This is a genomic window from Roseateles saccharophilus (assembly GCF_004342485.1).
In the GTDB taxonomy this organism is placed as follows: Bacteria; Pseudomonadota; Gammaproteobacteria; order Burkholderiales; family Burkholderiaceae_C; genus Pelomonas; species Pelomonas saccharophila.
The window spans coordinates 165,708-181,267 of sequence record NZ_SMBU01000007.1 but is presented as its reverse complement, the minus strand read 5'-3'; the positions used below and the strand labels follow the sequence as shown (position 1 = coordinate 181,267).

At 70.7% G+C, this 15,560-nt stretch carries 16 protein-coding genes; 7 read left to right on the top strand and 9 right to left on the bottom strand.

What is annotated here, in order from left to right:
• Positions 1-47: 47 nt before the first annotated feature.
• Both EV671_RS08540 and EV671_RS08535 read left to right on the top strand, forming a co-directional pair.
• Complete coding sequence (locus tag EV671_RS08540; protein WP_132570878.1) at positions 48-878, top strand: phosphate/phosphite/phosphonate ABC transporter substrate-binding protein; 831 nt, start codon at positions 48-50, stop codon at positions 876-878.
• A gap of 2 nt (positions 879-880) precedes the next feature.
• Positions 881-3,130 (top strand): sensor histidine kinase, encoded by a 2,250-nt coding sequence (locus EV671_RS08535; protein WP_132570877.1) that lies wholly within the window; start codon positions 881-883, stop codon positions 3,128-3,130.
• On the opposite strand, the gene EV671_RS08530 is transcribed toward EV671_RS08535, so the two are convergent.
• From EV671_RS08530 to queA, 3 genes are read right to left on the bottom strand one after another with little or no spacing between them, the layout of a single operon-like run.
• Positions 3,078-3,581: a hypothetical protein gene (locus EV671_RS08530; protein ID WP_132570876.1), complete on the bottom strand. Its 504-nt coding sequence runs from the start codon at positions 3,579-3,581 to the stop codon at positions 3,078-3,080. The two genes, EV671_RS08535 and EV671_RS08530, sit on opposite strands and share 53 nt — an antisense overlap.
• Before the next feature lie 39 nt (positions 3,582-3,620).
• Positions 3,621-4,748, bottom strand: coding sequence for a tRNA guanosine(34) transglycosylase Tgt (gene tgt, locus EV671_RS08525; RefSeq protein WP_132570875.1), 1,128 nt, complete (start codon positions 4,746-4,748; stop codon positions 3,621-3,623).
• Positions 4,742-5,809, bottom strand: coding sequence for a tRNA preQ1(34) S-adenosylmethionine ribosyltransferase-isomerase QueA (gene queA, locus EV671_RS08520; protein ID WP_132570874.1), 1,068 nt, complete (start codon positions 5,807-5,809; stop codon positions 4,742-4,744). The genes tgt and queA overlap by 7 nt, the downstream gene beginning before the upstream one ends.
• Positions 5,810-5,990: 181 nt before the next feature.
• On the opposite strand from queA, the gene EV671_RS08515 reads away from it, so the two are divergent.
• From EV671_RS08515 to recG, 3 genes are all read left to right on the top strand, one after another.
• Complete coding sequence (locus tag EV671_RS08515) at positions 5,991-6,362, top strand: hypothetical protein (protein ID WP_132570873.1); 372 nt, start codon at positions 5,991-5,993, stop codon at positions 6,360-6,362.
• 73 nt (positions 6,363-6,435) lie between these two features.
• Positions 6,436-7,188, top strand: coding sequence for a substrate-binding periplasmic protein (locus EV671_RS27305; protein ID WP_243655653.1), 753 nt, complete (start codon positions 6,436-6,438; stop codon positions 7,186-7,188).
• A gap of 77 nt (positions 7,189-7,265) precedes the next feature.
• A complete protein-coding gene (gene recG, locus EV671_RS08510) occupies positions 7,266-9,314 on the top strand; it encodes an ATP-dependent DNA helicase RecG (protein WP_243655652.1) in 2,049 nt (682 codons plus the stop codon).
• A gap of 1 nt (position 9,315) precedes the next feature.
• Here the strand turns inward: recG and EV671_RS08505 are convergent, their stop codons facing one another.
• The 3 genes from EV671_RS08505 to EV671_RS08495 form a co-directional block, all read right to left on the bottom strand.
• Positions 9,316-9,504, bottom strand: a complete 189-nt coding sequence (locus EV671_RS08505) for a hypothetical protein (RefSeq protein ID WP_132570871.1) — start codon at positions 9,502-9,504, stop codon at positions 9,316-9,318.
• A 131-nt stretch (positions 9,505-9,635) separates the two neighbouring features.
• Complete coding sequence (locus EV671_RS08500; protein ID WP_132570870.1) at positions 9,636-10,757, bottom strand: 6-phosphofructokinase; 1,122 nt, start codon at positions 10,755-10,757, stop codon at positions 9,636-9,638.
• Between the two features lie 32 nt (positions 10,758-10,789).
• Entirely contained in the window at positions 10,790-11,518 is a 729-nt protein-coding gene (locus EV671_RS08495; RefSeq protein ID WP_165917507.1) for a peptidylprolyl isomerase, read from the bottom strand.
• Positions 11,519-11,654: 136 nt separating this feature from the next.
• Here EV671_RS08495 and EV671_RS08490 point away from each other — a divergent pair, with 136 nt between their 5' ends.
• The gene (locus EV671_RS08490; RefSeq protein ID WP_132570868.1) at positions 11,655-12,137 is read left to right on the top strand and encodes an FKBP-type peptidyl-prolyl cis-trans isomerase; all 483 of its coding nucleotides are present in this window, start codon (positions 11,655-11,657) and stop codon (positions 12,135-12,137) included.
• Here EV671_RS08490 and panC read toward each other — a convergent pair.
• Both panC and panB read right to left on the bottom strand, forming a co-directional pair.
• Positions 12,134-12,973 (bottom strand): pantoate--beta-alanine ligase, encoded by an 840-nt coding sequence (gene panC / locus EV671_RS08485; protein ID WP_132570867.1) that lies wholly within the window; start codon positions 12,971-12,973, stop codon positions 12,134-12,136. The genes EV671_RS08490 and panC overlap by 4 nt on opposite strands.
• An 83-nt stretch (positions 12,974-13,056) precedes the next feature.
• On the bottom strand, positions 13,057-13,863 hold the full coding sequence (gene panB / locus EV671_RS08480) for a 3-methyl-2-oxobutanoate hydroxymethyltransferase (RefSeq protein ID WP_132570866.1): 807 nt from the start codon (positions 13,861-13,863) through the stop codon (positions 13,057-13,059).
• An 86-nt stretch (positions 13,864-13,949) separates the two neighbouring features.
• Between panB and EV671_RS08475 the strand changes: the two genes are divergently transcribed.
• Entirely contained in the window at positions 13,950-14,870 is a 921-nt protein-coding gene (locus tag EV671_RS08475; RefSeq protein WP_132570865.1) for a hydrogen peroxide-inducible genes activator, read from the top strand.
• Between the two features lie 432 nt (positions 14,871-15,302).
• Here EV671_RS08475 and EV671_RS26695 read toward each other — a convergent pair whose 3' ends face one another.
• Positions 15,303-15,452 carry a hypothetical protein gene (locus EV671_RS26695; protein ID WP_165917506.1) on the bottom strand — a complete coding sequence of 50 codons (150 nt, stop codon included), beginning with the start codon at positions 15,450-15,452 and terminating at the stop codon, positions 15,303-15,305.
• Positions 15,453-15,560: the final 108 nt, after the last annotated feature.

Sequence of the window (15,560 nt, the reverse complement as noted above, 5' to 3'; positions counted from 1 at the left end):
GCTCAAAATCTGCCCTGGCGCGCCCGCGTCGCGCCGATGGAGCATTGATGAAGGCCCTGTTCTCGCTGCTGGCCACCCTGGCGATGGCCCTGCCGGCCGGCGCCCAGACCGAATACCGCTTCTCACCCGTCAACCAGGCCAATCTCACGACGGCGGCGTCCTACTGGAACCCCATCGTGTCCTATGTGTCCGAGAAGAGCGGCGTGAAGCTCTCGCTCAAGCTCGGCCGCACCTCGGCCGACACGACCGCCTTCGTGCTGGCCCAGGAGGTCGAGTTCGCCTTCACCAACCATCTCTTCAGCCCGGAGCGCGAGCAGCTCGGCTGGAAGGTCTTCGGCCGGCGCAACACACCGCCTCTGCACGGCCAGATCGTCGTCGCGGCCGACTCACCCATCACCGAACTCGGCCAGCTCCAAGGCAAGGAGGTCGGCTTCCCCGGCCCCGAGGCCTTCATCGCCTACAAGACCACCTACGCCCAGATGCTGCAGCGCAAGCTCGATGTGCGCACCGTCTTCGGCGGCAACATGGACGGCGCCTTCGCCCAGCTCTTCAGCGGCAAGGTGGCGGCGGTGGGGGCCAACTCGCAGCTGGTCGAGGGCTATGCCAGGCGCGAGGGCCGGCAGTTCCGCGTACTGTGGACCTCCGAGCCCTATTACGATCTCGCACTGATGGTCTCGCCCAAGGTGCCCGAGCGCGATGCCCAGGCCGTGGCCCGCGCCTTCATCGGCATGGCCGCCGACCCGCGCGGGCGCGAGATCCTGGCCACCACCGGCAAGCTCATCGGCCTGCCGCCAGACGCCGTCTTCGTCGCCTCCGATGGCCGCGAATACGCGGCCTACCGGCGCTTCTACCAGAGCGCCCCGCCGCAGCTCCGCTGAGCATGGCCGCCTTCATCGCCCTGTTCCCGCGCTCCCTGGTCGGCCGCGTCTTGCTGCTCTACATGGCCGCGCTGACGCTGCTGGTGACACTGGCCTTCGGCATCTTCATCGCCTATGAGTTCAACTCGAGCCTGGAGGACGCCGAGGCCGATTCGCAGGCCATGCTGGCCATGCTCGCACCGGCCATGGCGGATTCGGCCGTCATCGGCGACTACGACACCATCAAGCGCACGCTGGACCGCGCCATCGCCCACCCGCTGTTCCAGCGCGCCGCCTTCATCGACCTCAAGGGCGGGCGCATCGAGGTCGTGCGCCAGGACCACCCCAGCCCCACGCCGCCCGACTGGCTGGTCGCACGCATCGCCGCACAGCTCGAGCCGGCCAACGCCACCATCTCCGTCGGCGGGCGCGACTACGGCGTCACGCGGCTGACCCCGTGGGGCGAGCGCATCGCGGCCGACATCTGGCAGGTGGTGCGCCTGGCAATGCTGTTCTCCGTCGTCGGAACGCTCGCCGGCGGCGCGCTGGTGTGGTGGCCGCTGCGGCGCTGGCTGGGCCAGCTCGACCGCGTGCGCGACCTCGGCGCACGGCTGCAGCAGGGGGGCGGCCAGGCCATCCAGCCGATGCGCACCGACGAGGCCCCGCTGGAGTTCCAGCGCACCTTCGAGATCGTCAACCAGGTTGCCGCCTCGCTGCAGGCCGAACGCGCCCAGGCCGCCGTCACGCTGGCCTCCATCGCCGAGGGCGTCGCCACCGTCAATCGGGCCGGCGACGTCGTGCTCGCCAACCCCGTGCTCGGCCGCCTGCTCGGCAGCAGCAGCCCCGCGCTGCTGGGCCGGGCCGTCGCCGAGCTGCTGCCCGAGCTCGACATCGACCCCGCGGCCGACACCGGCTGGCAGGGCCGGCGCTTCGAGCGCGGCGAGCAGGTGCTGGAGGCCAGCCTGGCGCCGGTGCGCTCCGAGCAGGGCGAGGCGGCCGGTGCCGTGCTCGTGCTGCGCGACGTGAGCAAGCAGCAGGCGCTGGAGGACCGGCTGCGCGCCGAGCTCGACACCCGCGCTCACGCGATGCAGGCCATGAGCGAGCTGCTCGGCTCTGCCGGTTCGGCGCCATCGGCCGCCCACAGCAATGCCATCGAGCAGCTGTCGCGCCAGGTCGGTGACATGGTCGCGCGGCTGCGCCGCCAGACCGACCAGCTGCACGCCATCTTCAACCTGACGCCCGACGGCTTCATCTCCTTCGATGCCGAGCGCCGCGTGCAATACGTGAGCCCGGCCTGCGCGCTGCTGACCGCGCTGGCCGACCGCGATGTTCTCGGCCGCGACGAGGCCGGCCTCGAGGACCTGCTGCAGGGCCGCTTTGCGGAGGCCGGCACCCAGCGCCCGCTGCGCCTGCAGGAGCTGCGCGACGAGCCGCGCATCATGCGCATGGCGCGGCCAATGCCGCGCATCCTGTCCTTCGCGCTGCACGACGGCGGCGGCGCCGAGACGCCGCAGCTGCTGCATATCCGCGACGTCAGCCAGCAGTTCGAGGTGGACCGGCTGAAGAGCGAGTTCCTGACCACGGCCGCCCACGAGCTGCGCACCCCGATGACCAGCATCTTCGGCTTCACCGAGCTGCTGATCCACCGCGAGCACCCGCCCAAGACCCAGCGCGAACTGCTGCAGCGCGTACACCGCCAGAGCCGCGCCATGATGGACATCCTCGACGAGTTGCTGGACCTGGCGCGCATCGAGTCGCGCCACGCGCTGGACTTCCAGTTCCGCCCCGCCGCCCTGCAGGGGTTGGTGCGCCAGACGGTCGGGGACTTCGGCGTGCCCGAGGGCCGCGAGCCGCCGGCCCTCGCGCTGCCGGAGGCGCCGCTGTGGGTGCACGTCGACACCGGCAAGCTCGGCCAGGCCCTGCGCAACCTGCTGTCCAACGCCTACAAGTACTCGCCGGGCGGCGGCGGCGTCGCGCTGCGCGTGGCGCCGAACGGGCCCGGGCATGTGGACATCGAGATCGAGGACCACGGCATCGGCATGACGCCGCAGGAGCTGGAGCGCGCGGCCGAACGCTTCTACCGCGCGGACAAGTCCGGCGCCATCCCCGGCACCGGCCTGGGCATGGCCATCGTCAAGGAGATCGTCGAGCTGATGGGCGGCAGCCTGCACCTGCGCAGCGAGCCCGGCCGCGGCACGACCGCGACGCTGCGGCTGCGCCTCACCGCGGCGCCTGCGACCGCCCCCGCCACCAGCGCCGCAGGCGCAGCTTGATCGCGCGCGCCGTGCGCCACACCGCGCTGGCCCTCACCCAGGCCAGCAGCTCGGCCTTCCAGCCCGTCCAGCGCGCGTAGAAGCGGGCGAACCACGGCAGCTGCATCAGCGCCGGCTGGATCAGCTGGAACAGCCAGGCCAGCAGCGCCGTGCCGCCCACCTTGGCCGCGACGATGACGGCAACGCCGAACACGACATGGCCCCTGGCGACGAACCAGACGGCCAGCAGCTTGATGGGCAGGATGAACAGGCTGGGCAGCAGCAGCACGACGAAGGCCCAGCGCGGCGGCAGGCGGCGCAGCAGGGCCTCGACATGCCGGATGACCGGCAGCCGCGCCAGCAGCGCAAAGGCCCGCCGCAGCGGCTCCCAGCCCCATTCCTCGAACAGGATGAGCAGCGCGAAGACGACCCGGAAGAGCCAGCGCAACGGGGCGAACAGGAGTCTCAGCATGCCGGCATCTTGCGGGGCGCCGCGGCGGGATGACTAAGGTCAGACCCCGCGCGCGCGGTCGGCCGCGAACTGGGTCCGCCAGGCCGCGAAGCGGCCGGCGTCCAGCGCATCGCGCATCTCCTGCATCAGGTTCAGGTAATAGTGCAGGTTGTGGATGCTGGTCAGCATCGGGCCCAGCATCTCGCCGCAACGGTCGAGGTGGTGCAGATAGGCGCGGCTGAAGCCCTGGCAGCACTCGCAGCCGCAGGTCTCATCCACCGGCTTCTCGTCGCTCTTGTAGCGGGCATTGCGCAGGCGCAGGTCGCCGAAGCGCGTGAACAGATGGCCGTTGCGCGCGTTGCGGGTGGGCATCACGCAGTCGAACATGTCGATGCCCTGGCTGACGCCCTCGACCAGGTCCTCCGGCGTGCCCACGCCCATCAGATAGCGCGGCTTGTGGGCCGGCAGCTGGTGGCCGGTGTGTTCCAGGATGCGCTGCATCTCGGCCTTGGGTTCGCCCACCGACAGGCCGCCGATGGCATAGCCGGGCAGGTCCAGCTCGGCCAGGCCGGCCAGCGAGGCGTCGCGCAGCCCGGTGTACATGCCGCCCTGCACGATGCCGAACAGCGCGTTGGGGTTCTGCAGGCGGTCGAATTCGGCGACGCAGCGCCGTGCCCAGCGCAGCGACATCTCCATCGACTGCCGGGCCTCGCGCTCGGTGGTGAGCTGGCCCTTGCTCTCGTAGGGCGTGCACTCGTCGAACTGCATGACGACGTCGCTGTTCAGCGTCGTCTGGATCTGCATGCTGATCTCGGGCGTCAGGAACAGCTTGTCGCCGTTGACCGGCGACGCGAACTTGACGCCCTCCTCGCTGATCTTGCGCATGTCGCCGAGGCTCCAGACCTGGAAGCCGCCGGAGTCGGTCAGGATGGGCTTGTTCCAGCTCTCGAAGCGGTGCAGGCCGCCGAACTGGGTGATGACGTCCAGGCCCGGCCGCATCCACAGGTGGAAGGTGTTGCCGAGGATGATCTGCGCGCCCATCTCTTCGAGCGAGCGCGGCGTGACGCCCTTGACCGTGCCATAGGTGCCCACCGGCATGAAGATGGGCGTCTGCACGACGCCGTGGTTGAGCGTGAGCGCGCCGCGGCGGGCGCGGCCTTCGGTCTTGAGCAGGTCGAACTTCAGCATGGGGCCGGGATTGTCGCGCGCCGCAGCAGCATCGCGTCGCCGTAGCTGAAGAAGCGGTAGCGCTCGCGGATGGCATGGCTGTACAGCGCCATGACCAGCTCGTGGCCGGCGAAGGCGCTGACCAGCATCATCAGCGTGCTGCGCGGCAGGTGGAAGTTGGTGACGAGGCGGTCGACGACGCGGAACTCGAAGCCCGGCGTGATGAAGATGTCGGTCTCGCGGGCGCCCGCCTGCAGCTGGCCGCCGCGCGCGGCCGACTCCAGCGCGCGCAGCGTCGTCGTGCCGACGGCCACCACGCCGCCGCTGCGCGCACGGCAGGCCGCCACCGCATCCACTGTCGGTTGCGGCACGTCGAACCATTCGCTGTGCATCTTGTGCTCGGCCAGGGTCTGCACGCGCACAGGCTGGAAGGTGCCGGCACCGACGTGCAGGGTCACGTGCGCACTCGCCACGCCGCGCGCGGCCAGCCGCGCCAGCAGGGCTTCGTCGAAATGCAGGGCCGCGGTCGGCGCGGCGACGGCGCCGGGCTGCTTGGCGAAGACGGTCTGGTAGCGGCGCTCGTCCTCGGCCTCGTCGGCATGGTCGATATAGGGCGGCAGCGGCACATGGCCGTGGGCCTCCAGCAGCGCGAAGGGGTCGCCGTCGAAACGCAGGTGGAAGAGGCCGTTGTCCGGCCCGCAGCGGCCCAGCACCTCCGCGTCGAAGGCCTCGGCGAAGCGCACCCGGCTGCCGGGCTTGGGGCTCTTGCTGGCGCGCAGGTGCATCCAGACCTCCCGCGTGCCCGGCAGCACACGTTCGACCAGGGCCTCGACGGCCCCGCCCGAGGCCTTGGCGCCATAGAGCCGTGCCTTGATGACGCGGGTGTTGTTGAAGACCAGCAGGTCGCCGGGCGCGAGCAGCTCGGGCAATTCGCGGAAGACCCGGTCGACCGCCTCGGTGCCGGCCGCGTCCAGCAGCCGCGAGGCGCTGCGCTCGGGCGCGGGATGCTGGGCGATCAGCTCGGGAGGGAGGTCGAAATCGAAATCGGCGACCGCATGGGTCGTCGGCGGGGAGGAGCTCATGGGCGCGCTTGAGGGCCGGACAGACCCGTGCCAAAGGTGGGGCATTGTCCCATTGCCCCGTCTTGACCCATCTCAAGGAAGCGGCCGGGCCGCGGTGGGAGCATGAGCCATGGGGTTCGGCGAGCCCCGGCGCCGCAGGTCGGCGTCGGCGCCGCGCGAGCCCGGCAACCCGGAGAGCCCGATGTTCCATGCCGTCGTCCACCTCGACCACCACCATGCCCAGGTGCTGCATTTCGATGCGCACCAGGTGCACGCCGCGCGCATCGAGCCGCACCACCGGCGCCCGCATGGCGACGACCAGCACGCCGAAGAGCATGCGCTGTTCGAGGCCGTCTGCCAGGCCCTGCAGGACACCCGCGAGGTGCTGGTGACCGGCTCTCACCCCGTCATCGGCCTGTTCAAGCACTATGTCGAGGCCCACCGGCCGCAGCTCGCAACGCGCATCGCCGACTACCGGCCCGCCGCGGAGCTGAGCCAGGGCCAGTTGCTCGCGCTCGCGCGCCAGTTCTTCAACGCCTTCGACCGCATGGCCGGCGTGCCGACGCCGAGCTGAAGCCCGGAGCCCGCTCGGGCGCGTCCCGGGTCGGAACCGGCAGCGTCACGATGACGGGCCAGAATGCGGCCTCGTGAAGCGCCGCTCCTGTCTCGCCCTGGCCGCCCTCGTCGGCATGGAAATCCCGGCCCTGGCGGCCGGGGCCGAGCGCGGCCTGTTCGGCTTTACCGAGAACCTGCCGCCGCTGAACTACCAGGACGAGGCCGGGCCGCAGGGCTTCAGCGTCGAGTTGCTGCGCCTGATGGCCGCTGGCGCCGGCCTGCCGCTGCAGCTGCGGGTGCTGCCCTGGCAGCGGGCCGTGCAGCAGGCCGAGGCCCAGCCGGGCAGTGTGCTGTTCTCGCTGACGCGCACGCCGGAGCGGGAGGCGCAGTTCCAGTGGGTCGGCCCGATCGCGCAGCGGCGCGTGCTGATCTACAAGCTGGCCCGCCGCAGCGACCTGACGCTGACGCAGCTGAGCGAGCTGGGCGATGCACACATCGGCGTCGTGCGCGATTCCGCTGCCGACAGGCAGCTGCAGGCTGCCGGGCTCAGGCCCGGCCAGCAGCTCGAGCACGGCCTGGACGATGCCACCAACGTGCGCAAACTGCTCGCCGGCCGCATGCAATACGTGGTCCTGCTGGACTGGGCCGCCGCCTGGAATCTGCGCCAGCTGCAGTTGCCCTACGACACGCTGCAGGCAGTGATGGAGCTGGACGGCACGCGCAGCTATTTCTACGGTCTGCACCCCGACGCCGACCCGGCCCTGGTGCGGCGCTTGCAAGCAGCGCTGGACGCGATCAAGCACGACGGCCGCTACGAGCGGCTGAGGCAGCGCTACTTCCGCTGAGGCCGGAACCGCGGCCCGGCGGGCACGCTCGGCCCGCGATACCTGGTTTCGTGAGGTGCGCCGGCACAATGCCGGCCATGCCCGAGGCCAGCGTCAAATCCGCACCCCAGAAAGCGATGGAGAAGCTCGGCCTCGTACGCGACATCGACCTCGCGCTGCACCTGCCGCTGCGCTACGAGGACGAGACCCGCATCACCCCCATTGCCGCGCTGCGCGAGAACGAGCCGGCCCAGGTCGAGGGTGTCGTCGTCGACTGCCAGATCGAGATGCGCGGCCGCCGCCAGCTGCTGGTGCGCCTGAAGGACGAGTCCGGCAGCCTGCTGCTGCGCTTCCTGCACTTCTATCCCTCGCAGCAAAAGCAGATGGCGGCCGGCGGCCGGCTGCGCGTGCGCGGCGAGGCGCGCATCGGCTTCTTCGGGCGCGAGATGGTCCACCCCGTCGTCAAGGTCGTGGACGAGGACACACCGCTGGCGCAATCCCTGACCCCGGTCTACCCGGCGTCGGCGCAGCTGCCCCAGGCCTATCTGCGCAAGGCCGTGGCCTCGGGCCTGGCGCGGGCCGACCTGCGCGAGATCCTGCCGGTGGGCGTCGTGCAGAGCGTCGGCATGGGGGGCCTGCCGAGCCTGAAGGACGCGCTCAACTACCTTCACCACCCGCCGCCCAGCGCCTCGCAGGAGGCGCTGCACGAGCACCACCACCCGGCCTGGCACCGCCTCAAGTTCGAGGAGCTATTGGCCCAGCAGCTGTCGCAGCTGCAGGCCCAGCGCGAACGCGCGCTGCTGGTCGCACCGGCGCTGCGTGCGCGGCCCGGCGGTCTGCACGAGAAGCTGCTCGCGGCCCTGCCCTTCCAGCTGACCGGCGCGCAGCAGCGCGTGGCCGAGGAGATCGCGCAGGACCTGGCCCGGCCGCAGCCCATGCACCGGCTGCTGCAGGGCGACGTGGGCTCGGGCAAGACCATCGTCGCCGCGCTGGCCGCGGCCGTCGCCATCGACGCTGGCTGGCAGTGCGCGCTGATGGCGCCCACCGAGATCCTGGCCGAGCAGCATTTCCGCAAGCTGGTCGGCTGGCTGGAGCCGCTGGGCCTCAAGGTGGCCTGGATCACCGGCAGTGTGAAGGGCAAGGCCAGGCAGAAGATGCTGGACGCCGCCGCCTCGGGCGAAGCCCAGCTCGTCATCGGCACGCATGCCGTCATCGAGGACAAGGTGCGCTTTGCGAAGCTGGGCCTGGCCATCATCGACGAGCAGCACCGCTTCGGCGTCGCGCAACGGTTGGCGCTGAGGAACAAGCTGAAGGCGATGGACCTGGAGCCGCATCTGCTGATGATGAGCGCCACGCCGATTCCGCGGACGCTGGCGATGACCTATTTCGCGGACCTCGACGTCTCCACCATCGACGAGCTGCCGCCCGGCCGCAGCCCCATCGTGACCAAGGTCTTCACCGAGTCCAAACGCCACGACGTCGTCGACAAGATCCGCGGCGCGGTGGCCGACGGCGCCCAGGTCTATTGGGTCTGCCCGCTGGTGGAGGAGAGCGAGGTGGTGGACCTGCGCAACGCCACCGAGACGCATGCGGAGCTGAGCGCGGCCCTGCCCGGCGCGAGCGTGGGCCTGCTGCACGGCCGCATGTCATCCACCGACAAGGCGGCCGTGATGGCGCAGTTCTCGGGCGGGCAGATGAGCGTGCTGGTGGCGACGACCGTCATCGAGGTCGGCGTGGACGTGCCCAATGCCAGCCTGATGGTCATCGAGCATGCCGAGCGCTTCGGCCTGGCGCAGCTGCACCAGCTGCGCGGCCGTGTCGGGCGCGGCGCCAAGGCGAGCGCCTGCGTGCTGATCTACAGCCCGCCGCTGTCCGACACCGGCAAGGCGCGGCTCAAGGCCATGGCCGAGACGACCGACGGCTTCGAGATCGCGCGCCGCGACCTCGACATCCGCGGCCCCGGCGAATTCATGGGCTCGCGCCAGAGCGGCGCCGAGCTGCTGCGCTTTGCCGACCTGCAGGAGGACGCGCCCCTGCTCGTCGCCGCCCGCGCGCTCGCGCCGCGGCTGCTGGACGAACACCCAGAGGCCGCGCGCCGCCAGGTGGCGCGCTGGCTGGGTACCAAGGCCGAGTACCTGAAGGCCTAGCTCACTTGCAGGTGAAGCTCTTGGCGTTCACTTCCTTCACATTGCCGGCGCCGCAGGTGGCGACGGCCTGCTCGCTCATCCGGGTGATGGAGACCGAGTCGGTGGAGGTCGTGACCGGCGGCGCGAAGACGCAGGCGCTGAGCAGGGCGGCGGCGGCCAGGGTGGCGGCGAAGGCGATGAAGCGGTTCATTCGAGTTCTCGAGGACAGGGGTTGAAAGAGGCGCGCATCGTCGCCGACGCCGGGGCCCGTGTCGCGCCACAGCCGACGAAGCGCAGAAGCGCGGGGCCGGGCCGCAGCGGCGCCCGACGCGCGGGCGGGCCTCAGCCGCCCAGGCAGATGCCCAGGTCGCGGGCGGTGGCCAGCGTGTCGCCGTCCAGCGGCACGGCCTTCATGCGGCCGGCGACGTCGGCCAGCGGCACGGGGCGCACGTCGTTGCCGTCCAGCGCCACCATGACATCGGCCTGCCCGGCGGCCAGCGCACGCACGGCCGCCGCGCCGAAGCGCAGCGCGGCGACGCGGTCGAAGGCGCTCGGGCTGCCGCCGCGCAGCAGGTGGCCGAGCACGACGCAGCGCGCATCCTTGCCCGTCAGCCGCGCCAGCGCGGCGCTGACCTGCTCGCCCATGCCGCCCAGGCGCTCGGCGTGGCCGGCTTCGGCGCCGCCCAGCAGCGCATGCACGCCGTCCCTGGGGTAGGCGCCTTCGGCGACGACGACGATGGAATAGGCCAGGCCGCGCGCGTCGCGCTGCGCCACCAGGCCGGCCACCGCCGCCAGGTCGAAGGGCAGCTCGGGCAGCAGGATGGCGTGGGCGCCGCCGGCCAGGCCGGCATGCAGCGCGATCCAGCCGGCATAACGGCCCATCACCTCGACGACGAACACGCGGTGGTGGCTGGCAGCCGTCGTGTGCAGGCGGTCGATGCACTCGCTCGCGAAGCCGACGGCGGTGTCGAAGCCGAAGGTCGTCACGGTACCGTCGAGATCGTTGTCGATGGTCTTGGGCACGCCGACGACGCACAGGCCCCGCTGCGCCAGCCGGTGGGCGATGGCGAGCGAGCCGTCCCCGCCCACGGCCACCAGTGCATCGACGCGCTCGCGGGCAAGGGCGTCCAGCAGGTCCTCGGAGCGGTCGAGCAGCGCGATGCTGCCATCGGCCTGCGCGGTCGGGAAGGCGAAGGGATCGCCCTTGTTGGTGGAGCCCAGCAACGTGCCGCCGAGGGCCGCGATGCCTTCGACGCGCTCGCGCGTCAGCGTGATGCAGCCACCCTGCGGGTAGCGCTCGGGCCGCAGCAGGCCGTCGTAGCCGTCGCGGATGCCGATGCAGTCCCAGCCCCGCTGCAGCGCCGCCCGCGTGACGGCGCAGATAACGGCGTTCAGGCCCGGCGCGTCGCCGCCGCCGGTGGTGATGGCGATGCGGCGGATGGGGCGGGTGTTGGCAGGGGGCATGGGTGCAAGTCTGCCACCCGCGGAGGCGGCGCCTACTTCAGGCGCTGCACCCAATAGACCAGCACCTCGGTGCGGGGCTCGATGTCGGTTGGGCTGTAGGTATAGGTCGGCACGACATTGATCGCATCCAGCGTGGCCAGGCCCGAGATGATGCGGCCGAAGACGGCATATCCAGGGTTGGCCGCGCTCTGGTAGTCCAGGCTGGCGTCGTCCTGCACGTTGAAGAAGAACTGGCTGGTCGCCGAGTCGGGGTCGCTGCGGCGGGCCATCGCGATCGTGCCGCGCAGGTTGGACAGCCCGTTGTTGCTCTCCAGCTTGATGGGCGCGTACAGCGGCGCCTTGGCGACCATGCCACTCGTGTAGCCGCCGCCCTGCACGACGAAGTCGCGGTCGACGCGGTGGATCAGCGTGCTCGTGTAGAAGCCCGCGGACACGTAGTTGTAGAAATTGGCCACCGTCTGCGGCGCATAGCTGTCGTAGAGCTCGACGACGATCTCGCCGCTGCTGGTCAGCATGCAGACCGTGCTCCACTTGCTGGCCGCCGATGCGGCGAGGCCGGCCTGGCTGCAAGACTGCGTGGGCGGGTCGGGGTTGGGATTGGGCTGCGGGTAGAGCGTGCCGCCACCACCCCCTCCGCCACCACCACCGCCACCACTGATGTCGATTTCGGCGCCACCGCCGCAAGCGCTCAGCAGCGCGGCCACACTGGCGGTGAGCAACAGGCCGGCGAGGCGGGCATGAAAGCGGCTGGGCAGGCGCATGGGCATCTCCGTGGATGGGAGTTCAACGCGATGTTTCCGGAGCTGTTGACCTGGCTTACAAGCGTTTACACGCGCTGGCTATAGTCCGCGCCGCTGCCCTGGGGCGGCGCGCCTTTCCACTCCTGCCGTACCTGCCATGCACGCCTTTCGCTCCCGCCGTCTTGCCCTCCTGCTCGCCCTGAGCGCCAGCCTCGGCCTCGCCGCCTGCGGTGGCGGCAGCAGCAGCTCGAGCACGTCCACGGACTACTCGGCCTATGGCTGGGCCAATGTGACGGCGCTGAAGATCGTCGACACCACGTTGGGCACCGGCACGCAGGCCGACACGACGAAGAACGTGTCCGTGAACTACACGGGCTATATCTACGACGTGCGAGTTGCCGACACCAAGGGCACGCAGTTCGACACCTCCGTCGGCAAGACACCACTGACGTTCACGCTTGGTACTGGCGCCGTCATCCCGGGCTTCGACCAGGGCGTCACCGGCATGAAGGTCGGCGGCAAGCGCACGATCACCATCCCGGCCACGCTGGCCTACGGCAGCACCGGCGCCGGCAACGGCACCATCCCGGCGAACGCCGCGTTGGTGTTCGACATCGAGCTGGTGAGCGTCAACAACTAACCGGTGACTTCGAGGTTGTCGATGAGCCGCGTGCCGCCCAGGCGCGCGGCGGCCAGCGCCACCAGCGGCTGGCCGTCGACGGCCTCGCCCAGATCGTGCTGGCGGCGCAGCGTGACGTAGTCAGGCGCCCAGCCGGCGTCGCGCAGGGCCTGCATCGCATCGGCTTCCATAACCGCCAGGTGGCGCTCGCCGGCCTGCCAGCGGGCGATCAGGGCCTTGAGCGTGCGCGAGAGGCGCAGGGCCTCGGCCTTCTCGGCCTCACTCAGATAGCCGTTGCGCGACGACAGCGCCAGGCCTTCGGTGCTGCGGCGGGTCTCGCCGCCATGGATGGCGATGGGCAGGGCCATCTGCGCCACCATGCGGCGCAGCACCATCAGCTGCTGGTAGTCCTTCTTGCCGAATACAGCCAGCGTCGGCTGCACGATGTTGAAGAGCTTGTGCACGACCGTGCAGACGCCGGTGAAGAAGCCCGGGCGGAAATGCCCCTCGAGGATGTCGGCCAGCTCGGCCGGCGGCATCACCTTGTAGCCCTGGGGCTCGGGGTAGAGCTCCTTCTCGCTCGGCGCGAAGACGAGGTCGCAGCCAGCGGCTTCCAGCAGCTCGCAGTCGCGCGCCAGCGTGCGCGGATAGGTGTCGAAGTCCTCGTGCGGCGCGAACTGCAGCCGGTTCACGAAGATGCTGGCGACGACGGCGCCGGCCGGGCCGACGAGTTCGCGCGCCTGCTTCACGAGCGCCAGATGGCCGTCATGCAGGTTGCCCATCGTCGGCACGAAGCCGCGCGAATGGTGGATGGCGAGGGCCTCGCGCAGTTCGTGGATGGTGTGGATGACTTGCATGTCAGTGGCGCCCGGCCGCCCGAAGCCGCTGACGCTCCCCATCTGGGGGCAGCGAGCGAAGTGAGCGTGGGGGCATTGTTGTCCTAGAACCCGTGCACCTCGTTGACCGGGAAGGTCCCGGCCTTGACCTCGTCCACATAGCCCTTCACGGCCGCCAGCACGGAATCCTTGCCGGCCATGAAGTCCTTGACGAAGCGGGGCTTGCGGCCCGGCGTGATGTTGAGCATGTCGTGCAGCACCAGCACCTGGCCCGAGCAGCCCACGCCGGCGCCGATGCCGATGACGGGCACCGGCGAGGCGGCAGTGATCTCGGCGGCCAGCGCGGCCGGCACCATCTCATAGAGCAGCATGGCGGCGCCGGCCTCGACGGCCTCCTGCGACTCGCGCTTCATGCGCGCGGCGCCGGCCTCGTCGCGGCCCTGCACCTTGAAGCCGCCCAGCGCGTTGACCGTCTGCGGCGTGAAGCCCAGATGCACGCAGACCGGGATGCCGCGCTCGCTCAGGAAGCGCACGGTCTCGGCCGTCCAGCCGCCGCCCTCGAGCTTGACCATGTGGGCGCCGGCCTTCACGAGGGCGGCCGAGCTCTTCCAGGCCTCTTCCTTGGACACGTGGTAGCTGTCGAAGGGCAGGTCGGCAATGATCCAGGCCCACTTGTGGCCGCGCGACACGCAGAAGGTGTGATAGACCATGTCCTCCAGGCTGACCGGCGCCGTCGAGCCGCGGCCCTGCAGCACATTGCCCAGCGAGTCGCCGATCAGCAGGATGTCCACGCCGGCCTCGTCCAGCAGGCTCGCGAAGGCCGCGTCATAGCAGGTCAGCATCGCGATCTTCTCGCCCGTGGCATGCATCTGCGCGAGGCGCGGCAGGGTCATCGGCTTGCGGTCCGTCATGAGGCTTCTCCGTATAAACCCTGAAGCACCACCCAGGGCGGCCGCAGTGTAGCGTTCGGGTCCCCGCCGAGAAGCTCCCAGCCACCATGACCCTGACCGAGTTGCGCTACATCGTCGCCGTCGCCCGCGAGCGCCATTTCGGCCGCGCGGCCGAGGCCTGCTTCGTGTCGCAGCCGACGCTGTCGGTCGCGATCAAGAAGCTGGAGGAGGAGCTGGACGTCAAGATCTTCGAGCGCGGCGGCAGCGAGGTCAGCGTCACGCCGCTGGGCGAGGAGATCGTGCGCCAGGCGCAGTCGGTCATCGAGCAGGCCGGCGCGATCAAGGAGATCGCCAAGCGCGGCAAGGACCCGCTGTCCGGCGCGCTGCGCCTGGGCATCATCTACACCATCGGCCCCTATCTGCTGCCCGAGCTGGTCAAGCACACCATCGAGCGCTATCCGCAGATGCCGCTGATGCTGCAGGAGAACTTCACCGTCAAGCTGCTGGAGATGCTGCGCACCGGCGAGCTGGACTGCGCCATCATGGCCGAGCCCTTTCCCGATGCGGGCCTGGCCACCGCGCGCCTGTACGACGAGCCCTTCGTCGTCGCGCTGCCGGCCACGCACGCGCTGGCCGGCCGCAAGGCCATCTCCGCCGAGGAACTCAAGCGCGAGACCATGCTGCTGCTGGGCACGGGCCACTGCTTCCGCGACCATGTGCTGGAGGTCTGCCCCGAGTTCGCGCGCTTCTCCAGCGACGCCGAGGGCATACGCCGCAGCTTCGAGGGCTCGTCGCTGGAGACCATCAAGCACATGGTGGCCTCGGGCATGGGCGTGACGGTGGTGCCGCAACTGTCGGTGCCGCGCGAGCCGTCGCCGCATCTGGCCTTCGTGCCCTTCAGCCAGCCCATCCCGACGCGGCGCGTCGTGCTCGCCTGGCGGCGCAGCTTCACGCGCTACGAGGCCATCGCTGCGCTGCGCAATGCGGTCTACGACTGCCAGCTCGACGGCGTCGAACGCCTGTCCTGAGCATCTGCGCCAGGTCTCGCAAAAACTGATGATGACGCCCCGCCGGGGGCTGCCGAGCATGCAGCCCTCGCCGCCTCAAGAGCGGCACAACCGGGGACCGTCACCATGAAGCCGCTCCGTCCCGCACTGCGCCGCTGGCCGATTTCACGGCCGCCAGCGACGCCGCCAGCAAGCAGGCCACCCTCGTCGCGCGCCTCGTGCAGGCCACGACGCTGGCCCGGGCCGATGCTCAAAGCCGTGGCCGGCCAGGCCGACCTCAGCGGCGGCACCGCCTCGGCGGCCGACGTGGCCAGGCAGGTGACGAGCGCCGTCATCGGCGCCCTGCCCGCCATCGCCGGCAAGACGGCCGAGAGCAGCGTCAGCGGACAACACGCCGGACGCGGCCGGCAACATCCACTACACCTCGGTCAACAGGCTCAGCCAGAGCAGCGGCTACAGCGCCGCCGGCACGAACCAGGCCTGGGCGGTCGGCGGCAGCTGCGCCCGCCGCGGCGACCTGCACTGGAACGGCACCGCCTGGGTGGCCTGCCAGCTGGGCGACCGCTTCACGGCCAGCGTGCGCGACGCCCAGGGCCGCGGCACCTACAACTTCTGCAGCGGCCTGGAGAAGGCCGCAGCGTGTGCAGCGCGCTGGACCTGGCCGGCCAGAGCATCGCGAGCACCTTCACGACATGGGCCCGCCCGGCGGCG

Coding starts and splice junctions, on each gene's coding strand:
- recG (WP_243655652.1), top strand. CDS start 7,266: ATGCCCGAGGCCAGCGTCAAATCCGCACCCCAGAAAGCGATGGAGAAG.
- queA (WP_132570874.1), bottom strand. CDS start 5,809: ATGAGCTCCTCCCCGCCGACGACCCATGCGGTCGCCGATTTCGATTTC.
- EV671_RS08490 (WP_132570868.1), top strand. CDS start 11,655: ATGCACGCCTTTCGCTCCCGCCGTCTTGCCCTCCTGCTCGCCCTGAGC.
- panB (WP_132570866.1), bottom strand. CDS start 13,863: ATGACGGACCGCAAGCCGATGACCCTGCCGCGCCTCGCGCAGATGCAT.
- panC (WP_132570867.1), bottom strand. CDS start 12,973: ATGCAAGTCATCCACACCATCCACGAACTGCGCGAGGCCCTCGCCATC.
- tgt (WP_132570875.1), bottom strand. CDS start 4,748: ATGCTGAAGTTCGACCTGCTCAAGACCGAAGGCCGCGCCCGCCGCGGC.
- EV671_RS08515 (WP_132570873.1), top strand. CDS start 5,991: ATGTTCCATGCCGTCGTCCACCTCGACCACCACCATGCCCAGGTGCTG.
- EV671_RS08530 (WP_132570876.1), bottom strand. CDS start 3,581: ATGCTGAGACTCCTGTTCGCCCCGTTGCGCTGGCTCTTCCGGGTCGTC.
- EV671_RS08535 (WP_132570877.1), top strand. CDS start 881: ATGGCCGCCTTCATCGCCCTGTTCCCGCGCTCCCTGGTCGGCCGCGTC.
- EV671_RS08540 (WP_132570878.1), top strand. CDS start 48: ATGAAGGCCCTGTTCTCGCTGCTGGCCACCCTGGCGATGGCCCTGCCG.
- EV671_RS08500 (WP_132570870.1), bottom strand. CDS start 10,757: ATGCCCCCTGCCAACACCCGCCCCATCCGCCGCATCGCCATCACCACC.
- EV671_RS08475 (WP_132570865.1), top strand. CDS start 13,950: ATGACCCTGACCGAGTTGCGCTACATCGTCGCCGTCGCCCGCGAGCGC.
- EV671_RS08505 (WP_132570871.1), bottom strand. CDS start 9,504: ATGAACCGCTTCATCGCCTTCGCCGCCACCCTGGCCGCCGCCGCCCTG.
- EV671_RS08495 (WP_165917507.1), bottom strand. CDS start 11,518: ATGCGCCTGCCCAGCCGCTTTCATGCCCGCCTCGCCGGCCTGTTGCTC.